1 protein-coding gene is annotated in these 2,359 nt (G+C 41.1%); it reads right to left on the bottom strand.

Going from position 1 to position 2,359, the window contains the following annotated elements; translation table 11 throughout:
- Window positions 1–100: 100 nt before the first annotated feature.
- A complete protein-coding gene (gene ltrA / locus ACNHOZ_RS28770) occupies window positions 101–1,750 on the bottom strand; it encodes a group II intron reverse transcriptase/maturase (RefSeq protein WP_098112752.1) in 1,650 nt (549 codons plus the stop codon).
- Window positions 1,751–2,359: the final 609 nt, after the last annotated feature.

Below are 2,359 nucleotides of genomic sequence, written 5' to 3'. Positions count from 1 at the left end.
GTCGGGTAGGCAGGCACTCTCACGAGCGCCCGCCCCCCTAAGAACCGTACGTGACAGATTTCCCGTCATACGGCTCAAGCCTTCTTTTTATCCGAACAACTTATTTAATACATGGTACATGTACTAATTTAGCCAATTTACCTGTAGAAACCTCTAGGTTTCGCACTGTAACTTTCTCTCCATTTTGTAGAGTCTGCTTACACACTGCACAACGATATCCTTGTTTTCTTGCGAGTTTCATCCTATCGAATGTATTTTCACTATTAAAGACCTTACGGTCTCGCTTTTCCCAATAATCTCTTAGACTAGGATCATCTGGGCTGTTTTTATAAGCTACCATGACATGTCGTTCTATCTTAATCCAGGACATCTTCAACAGTTGAATGTTAGTAAGTGGACATGTGAGAGTCCATCTATCATTTCCACCGTGGTTGGGTTTCCTAAAATAACGCTTTGTAATCCATTTCCACGACTTTTTTTGGTGTAAATGTTTAAGGTGTTTGACTAATTTAGAGAAAACATAATGGTCCATATAGCTAAACGTCTGTTTGGAAACGACATGTTTCCAATACTGCCCGTAACCTCTAATAATAGGGTTTAAGACACGTATAATTTCTTTTACTGGTCGTCCTCTCATCATTGTGAACGTATCTTTTATCTTGTTTTTAGCTTTTTGAATACTGTCTTTGCTAGGTTTGATAAATAACTTCTTTCCTTGTCCTGTCTTGTATTGACGCAGCGAAAAGCCTAGAAAATCAAACCCGTCCTCAATGTGTGTAACTCTCGTTTTCTCTTGGCTAAGATTAATTCCTCGCTTTTGTAAGTACGGAGTGAGTTTCCTATACATGCTTTCAGCCTGTTCCTTTGTTTCCGTTACGATGACAAAGTCATCTGCATAGAGAACACGTCCTATCTTACATTTTGGGTCGATTGCGTATCCTCCATTTGGTTTGTATGTCTTTTTATAGATAATACCGATTTCTTCTTCCATACCACATAAGGCGATATTAGCTAGAAGAGGAGACACCAAACCACCTTGAGGAGTTCCTTCTGTTGTCGTCTGAAGCATGTCATGTTCTATGTATCCCATTTCAAGCCACCTTTTAATGAGAGTGTTTCCTGGAAACATAGACGTCTGTTTCGTTATCCACTTATGATTAAGATGGTCAAAGCATCCTAGAAAGTCTCCCTCAAACACCCATTTTTTCTTGCTGTTGGTGTTAAGCTTATTAAAAAGATTGCTTATCGCATCATGTGTGCTTCGTTTAGGACGAAAACCGTAGGAAGTAGGCTCAAACTTAACCTCCCATTGAGGTTCGAGTGCGTTTCTCACTACGTTTTGATAGACTCGATCTCGCATTGTGGGAATGCCCAAAGGTCTTGGCTTTCCGTTTTTCTTCGGAATAAACGTTCTTTTGGCTGGCTTTGGACGATGTCGAAAGACATTGTATTTCACTAGCTGTTGATAAAATTTTATACGTTCGTTTGGTTTTGAGGCCGTGTAGCCATCTACACCAGGTGTACGCTTACCATTGTTTTGTTGTGTTACTCTGCGAATAGAAAGCAGTAGATTTGCTTTACTCCGGAGGAGTAAACGTTGAAGTTTCCTTACTTTCCTTCGTTGTTTTTGTTGTTCGGCACGATAAATTCTTTGTCGTAACTTCATTACATATTTTTGTATAATACTCCAATCAATAGAGTACCAATCTTTATGCGAGACGTGCGCCGACGCTCGTAGAGAGGTATTCATAACAGCACGCTCCTTTTCGTTAGAAGATAGCCACAAATTTATTTTCGTGTTGAAGACCCATGAGAAGTGGGCGCTCTTTCGAGCCTGTCATTGTCTATAACGACGACAGTATCCGTCCAGTTATACAGTGTTTTCTGTTTTCCTGTTCCTTTTCAGGGTAACGGCTTTCGCTTTTTCTCATATCCCATACCCTCTGCCACATCGTTTGACTTTGCAGTCATCCTACTGCTTGCGCAGATAACATAGGGCTTACCAAGTTCCACTTTCTACAGATACGATAGGGGTAGGCAGGTTCTTTACTCCGGGTAAGATGCGGGACGCATCAGAGTAGCATTATGATTCTACTTTTCCTCTTACCAAAACCTAAGCGAAACTTATGCATTATCTTAAGCTAACGCTGACGAAGCTTACAAACCTTCACTTTCGTTTACCATGCCTATCTTCTCCTAGCAGTATTCTGGACCATGCATTTGTCCTCTGTTTCCGCATTTCCTCATGCAACCGACAAACTCGTTACCAAGAATGCCGTTTCGGATGGAGATCATCTTCGCGTCTAGATGAGTAGCGTTAGCTACGCTGTAAGAAAGCGACTTCTTGTCGCACCATAAT

This window comes from Priestia sp. D51 (assembly GCF_053345675.1).
The sequence above is the reverse complement of the archived record's forward strand: the minus strand, read 5'-3'. Positions and strand labels throughout refer to the sequence as shown.

Coding starts and splice junctions, on each gene's coding strand:
- ltrA (WP_098112752.1), bottom strand. CDS start 1,750: ATGAATACCTCTCTACGAGCGTCGGCGCACGTCTCGCATAAAGATTGG.